This is a genomic window from Clostridium sp. AF36-4 (assembly GCF_003435975.1).
GTDB lineage: Bacteria > Bacillota > Clostridia > Lachnospirales > Lachnospiraceae > Eubacterium_F.
Map to the genome: position 1 here is coordinate 137091 of NZ_QTVH01000006.1, position 6514 is coordinate 143604.

Here is a 6514-nt window from a genome sequence, read left to right on the forward strand (position 1 = left end):
AATTTTCACTTTGAAAATCTTTACTCTGAGCCTCCTTTGAAGTCACCTGTGAATCAATGTGTTTACATTCCGTTTCACTATTACAAGATACATTTACTGCTGCGATAGTCAAAATTATAAGACATGTCCAAATTTTATTTTTCATTCTTCTCCTTGCATGATAACTAAACACAAATTATCATACTTTCCTTTCTACTAAATTATTTTCCTCTTTTTGATTTACCTCTTCCCTCGTATAAATATACTTACTACTAACAAATAAATGTTGCAGTAAAACTTACTTGACGCCTATCCTAGCTTCATCCACTCCTTATTAACCCATATCTGTTAATATAACGCTTCGGCAATCCAAAAATCTGTGTCTATGTATATTAACAAACACAGATTTTGTCAATTTGCGTTTTCCTAATATTTAATACCCATACATCCAAAATATCCAGCTTGTTGACCACTCCAATACAGACTGTTATTCTTTTTCAACATAATTGTTGAACCTTCTGCTGCGTAAACGTGTTTTACATTTTTCATAAGAAATACTGGCTTGCTGTTCCACCCCTTCTTGTATCGATTTGTAAATGCATAGCCCCCTTCCATATTATAATTATAACCAAGCCCATATGCCTTATTGTTTTTGGTTAAATATACTATAATTGATAAAAAGTCATCTATTCTCGTTTCTGAAACTGCTACTTCCTTAATGTTATTTGCTAGTTTTCGAGGTGTTGCAGAATACTTTTTCTTTAATGATTTGAATGTTCTTCCCCACCCCCATAATGTATTGTCTTCTTTAACAACCAAAACATGGTCCGTACAAGCCGCAATCTGCTTCACTCCACCATCCATTATTTTAACAAACTGAGAATACTTTTTCTTTTTGGAAGCAGAAATGAGTTTTCTGTTATTTCTTCCAATCCCCCAAACACTTCCATCTTTCATTAATACAAAAATATTACAGCCTGTTACATAATTCTCACCACATATTACCTGTTTAATCTGATTCCCTTTTCCATCAAAAAACGTCTGCACCGTATTATACTTATAACATTTTTCGTCCCCTTTTCCCACAAGTTCGCCCATAATTCTCCCTGTAATAAACAGCTTATTGTTCTTCACATATGCAAACATATCATTATTTCCCCATGCTTTTTTTACATTTGTTTCAATTATTATGTCATTATATGGGTGTTTAAAATGATATGCCTTGTTACACTGTTTTTTTGAAACATGGTTGACAAAAAAACCACATGTAGTAATTCCTGAAAAAAGGACATTATTCTTTTTATCTATTGCTAAGTTACCCATAGCCTGTGGAAAAACATTTTTATATTTCTTGGATATTGTATATATTCCATATTTACCATGTTTTTTCTCCGTTAACTGAACCTCACTGATTTTATTCTTCTGCTGAATATAAAGTTCCCAAAAATCCGGTTCTGATCCTATATAAACTTTTTTTACGTTTTTTGCTATTAAATCATATCTTGTGCACCAAACATGCTTTTCTTCGCCATTATCAAAAAAGTCCACCGCAGGAATCGTCTTTTTTGCTTTTGCAAAAATCATACTTGGCATGCACTGGCTTAATATGCTTACTAAAATAACAAAATATATAAATCCGTTTTTTCTCATTTTTCCTTGTATAATCCAACTATCCTCTTTTGAGGGTAATGAATTATCCTCCTTTCTCCCAACACCTTGGGTTTTATTGAATATTTCATTATAACCTTTCTTTAATACAACGATTTAACCTTCCAAAATGTTGCAATACACTTTATTCAATCATTTATCTCCTAATCTCTTCCTCACTGTGTTTTAACACTAAATTTGCAAATTGACATTTCTAATTCTTTTCTAAATTCTTCTCTATTTTCCGCATTAGTCCAATCAATCGTTGGCCCTCTTTGACCTCGGAATTCAGCTAGATTTTTTTTGATTTTTCCATCATCTCCTTCACTCTGACTCAAACGTTCCCTCATTCCATGCCCATCTTCCACGCTATTTTCTATCCGATGATTTCTGATAATTATATTGCTCCACACTTAATTTTGAAAATAGCTCACTGTAATTTATGCCGCCCAAATTGTAATCTTTCATAAACTCAGGTACATCATTTACCTGCGCAGCAACTGAAAAATCTATTCCTTCCTGCTCAATAAAAATAATTGGAAATACACATATTTTTCCCTCATCATTTTTTACCATAATATCTGTCCCTACATCTGCTTCGGAAAAATCTTTAATAAATATTTGATATTTTCCCTTCTTTCGAATTGTGCTTGAATACTTTTCCATATATTCCTTGATTTCTGCCAAAATCTTTTTCTTATACTCCGATATTTCTGCCTTTGGAAAATAAGAATTAGGATAGTCAACTTTAATCTTTCCAATAGATTCTACTTTCCCTTGTGAAACTAATTTTTCTATATCATTTGTTTCCTCTCTTCCAAACTTTGTTTCCCACGTCTTTTTCTCAATATTATATTTTAAAGAACTGTAGTACTGGACTACTTCATCTTTCAACAGTTCTCCTTCAATCACCTCGCTTTCCTTAAAATAATATGTGCATATTTTCTTTCCTACCTTTCTACATAATTCTACTTCTTCATCATTACATATTTTCTTCCCTGCAACCTCATTATAGCGCTTTGCAGATACAAAAACAGACTCCCATAGTTCAATATTTTTTGCATATATATATGCCTTCACTGCTTCCTCCTTATTTGGCGTAGTAGATTGGTCTTTTTCGTCAAGCACTTTCTGATTGTTTGGCGTAGTAGATTGGACCTTTTCGTCAAGCACTTTCTGATTACTACAGGCTAATAAAATGCCACAGCACAAAATTAAAAAAGAGTATATTACCGTTTTTTTCATAGATGTTTCTCCTCTCTATTTTAATAACAAAATCTCGTATTTATTTCCATGACCAGATAAATCTTTTTTGTAAAAAAGCATATGATTAATAATTCTGGCTTCTTCAATATAATCTTTAGCTGTTTTTACCTCGTGTATCTTTTGCGAAAAAACTTGTTTTATGTTTGTGTCCAATTTATATAACCGCTCAGTCTTTCCTTCTGTTTTGATGTAATTTATGCCATCTTTTCCATGCACATACATTCCTGAATCATCAACCACTTTTACATCTTTGCCGGATTCATTATATAAATAAATTGCACCTTCCAACTGGTAATAAAGTTTATTATTTTGCGAAAATATTTCATCATATTGTACCCGCTCTCTGTATTTCCTTTTACGAATCACATTTTCTTTCTTTGAAGTCAAATCAAATCGATATATATCATTTGACGAACGTTGTCGATAGAAAAAGGCATGATTGTAAAAAGCACCAGAACGAACATCATATGCGATTCTAACTCCTATGCTTCCATTTAATCCACATTCTATCACCTCTAATCCGCACAATTCCAAATAAATATGCCCAGAATATACCTGCATCCCCCAAATTTCTGGCATTCTATATCCGGCCTTTTTCAACATTTCCGAGTCACATAGCAACCGTTGATTTCCATTTTCAATTTCAAGCGAATACACTTGCGACATGTTCTTTATGTAATAAAGTTCACTTTCTGTACAATATAAAGAAATTCTATTGTCATTCTTCCATTGCTTCATAATTATCTTTTCATGTGATTCTTTATTTATTTGAATCAATTGATTCTTTGAAGTATAAAATATAAATTTGCTGTTCTCAACAATTCCTCCACCCCATTTATAATCATCTTGTCCCGATTCATCGCAAATATCACTTTTTATTTTATTCTTTAAATCAATCATATTATTTACAGAAACATTTCCATGTTCTTTTACTGATTTCTTTTGCCCACAGGAAACAAGTACTAGGCAAATCATACAAATTATGATACAGTTTTTCTTCAAACCGTCATCCCTCCTTTCTTACTTGATTCACCTACTCTCAGTTTTATTTAGTTTTATTTTTTCACTTTTTTCACCAACGCAATTAATCCTTATTAACATATTATCGCTTATAAAATAAATCCAATCATCAAGAATAACATCAAAATAATTCATCTTGACAATATTACTTTTATTTAGTAATTTTTTCCCCTTACCACTCAAGTTTACCTTATACAATTTTGTTGGCTCTTCGTCATATGTGATGTAATAAATATATCCCTTATATACACAATATTTATCAACATCTGATGCTAGAATTTCCACTTTTATACTATCCAACTTCATCTTACATAATTGTTGCTCGTCGTTTATATAATACACGTAGTTTCCCCACAAAGAAATTGTATCTGAATATGCCTCCTTAATATCTGCTACCTTTATCCTTTTCGCACCAAACAAATCCATTTTATACAACTCACAATCATATAGAGATTCATGTATTCTATCATAACAAAATATATAAATTGTATTATTGACAACTTCAAATTCAAGACCAGTTTCCATTTCAAAAATCAATTTTCTCTTCTTACCATCTATATCCATTGAATATAGATTACTCCCTCCCCATTTTGTATACTGAGAATAAAATATGTTAGATTCATACATCCACAAATCATTAATTCTTTCTTCTCTTATTTTCTTAAATTTAGTTCCGTCATTTTTTATTCTGCATATATAATAATTTTCATATCCATCCTTGAACTCCACTAATTGAAAAACAATCCAATTATTTTGTGTATTAATAGCATAAATGTTACCGTTACCATTTACATATATAGTTGCTAAATCCGTTCCATCCTTACTCAATTGAACTATCGAACAATTTCTTTCTAAATTGTTAACTACATATAACTTATTTTCATCAGAACAAATATATCTTTGATATTCCCCCATTGTCCCTTGCGGATACCCTGCCATTTTATCTTGCATCACATTTATTGTAATTTTTTTACTATCTGTTGCTATTGAAGAAATCGCTCCTGTTGTTTTTCCCTTTTTGACATTTTCTAAATTTGTCTCATTACTGCAGCTTACTAAAACAATACATAGCATCGCACATATACATATCCTCAAACTTCTCATGACGTCCTCCTCATATAATCAAGTGATTTTTATTGATAATTCAAGTTATTTCAACCTTTTATATCTCAGTGAATAAGCCTCAGCTATGAGCATTTCGTTGTATCAAGTACTGAATTAGGTATACAAAATAAACTCCGCTTTATTGGCCTTGTGTATCCCCATTCCTCTATAGCAACTAAGCTTCTATTTCCACCAAGATAAAATTCACTACACATCTTCCTTTCTATTTTCTATATACTCAATTATAAACACTATAAATTAGTAAATTCACCTACGACAACCTCCCTATAAGCTGACTGTTTCCTTTAAAGGCTTTAACCACAACTCTATGTCTATTTGTTTATTAGTTAGATAACGCATGATGTTATGCTACATTCAACATAAAGTTTGCAGAAACACAGCGTAAACTTTATACATAGAATGTTTTTTTGTTGGTATTTACTTATCCAAATCAAAACACGATTGCTGTATTATAGGTTCGGATAGTATTGATACTCTTCATATTTCAAACACCTGAGACAGTTTCAATACACTTTACACCATCTTATCTGCTCTCAACTCAAGTCTTTTCCAGTATTGCTATCTACATAAATTAATTTCCCATTTTCACACCCCAAAAAAATTTTTCTTCCTAAAACAATATCAAAGCAGCCCCACTTTGCAATTCCCTTATTTGATATTATACTTTTATTTCCATTTGACAAATTGATTTTTTTCACCCCATCCCCATAATTTGATTGAAAATAAATACTTTCCCCACTAAAAAAACACTTTGCAACTGCATCATCAATTAATAACTTTTCTTTCTTTTCTCCATAACAAAACTGATATAAATACTCTTCCTCCCCAACCTCATCTCCTGGTTTCCGAAAATAAACAGCATCTTTATGTAAACATACGCTATCCGCATATGCTGCAAATTTTAAAATTAACTGTTGATTAGAACCATCCAAATCCATCTGATATAATTCACATTCGTTATCCTCGTTTTCATAAACCGCGTATATTTTCTCGTTTGAAACATAAAAATATACTCCATTTTCCTTTTTCACAAGAACCTTAACATCTTCACCATTTAAATCCATTGATTCAATATTTTTTCCTCCCATTTTAGTAAAAAGGGAATAATATATCCTATTATCATACAACCATAGATCATTTACGATCCCATCTATCTGCTTTACATCAACACTAGCACCATTGCAATTTAATCTAATAATTGTGTAATTATCTATTTCCCGATTTCTTCCCTTCTTCTCAATTAACTCAAACACAATACAACCATTTTTTGCATTCAAAAAATATATTTGACCAAATTTACTTTTATATATAATCTCCTTATCTTTTCCTTTGTATCGATAAAGAGTTGAACCGCTTCCATTATTTTCAGCAGCATAAAGATAATTACCATCTTTGCAAATGGTTCTTCCGGAACGATCATTATTCATATATGGATATCCCGACTTTGTATCTTTATCAGCTTCTACCCAAAATGAAC

Annotated in this window: 6 protein-coding genes; all 6 read right to left on the reverse strand. The window is 31.3% G+C overall.

Features of this window, described 5'->3' with window-relative positions; translation table 11 throughout:
• Positions 1-405: 405 nt before the first annotated feature.
• On the reverse strand, positions 406-1629 hold the full coding sequence (locus DW005_RS05085) for a hypothetical protein (RefSeq protein WP_117478425.1): 1224 nt from the start codon (positions 1627-1629) through the stop codon (positions 406-408).
• A 173-nt stretch (positions 1630-1802) separates the two neighbouring features.
• Positions 1803-1964, reverse strand: a complete 162-nt coding sequence (locus DW005_RS13780; protein WP_181974950.1) for a hypothetical protein — start codon at positions 1962-1964, stop codon at positions 1803-1805.
• Positions 1965-1995: 31 nt separating this feature from the next.
• Positions 1996-2871, reverse strand: coding sequence for a hypothetical protein (locus DW005_RS05090; RefSeq protein ID WP_117478426.1), 876 nt, complete (start codon positions 2869-2871; stop codon positions 1996-1998).
• A 15-nt stretch (positions 2872-2886) separates the two neighbouring features.
• The gene (locus DW005_RS05095; RefSeq protein ID WP_117478427.1) at positions 2887-3894 is read right to left on the reverse strand and encodes a hypothetical protein; all 1008 of its coding nucleotides are present in this window, start codon (positions 3892-3894) and stop codon (positions 2887-2889) included.
• A gap of 27 nt (positions 3895-3921) precedes the next feature.
• The gene (locus DW005_RS05100; protein ID WP_117478428.1) at positions 3922-5016 is read right to left on the reverse strand and encodes a DUF5050 domain-containing protein; all 1095 of its coding nucleotides are present in this window, start codon (positions 5014-5016) and stop codon (positions 3922-3924) included.
• Between the two features lie 554 nt (positions 5017-5570).
• Positions 5571-6514 (reverse strand): DUF5050 domain-containing protein (locus tag DW005_RS05105; RefSeq protein ID WP_117478429.1); only part of this gene is annotated, 944 nt, incomplete at its 5' end.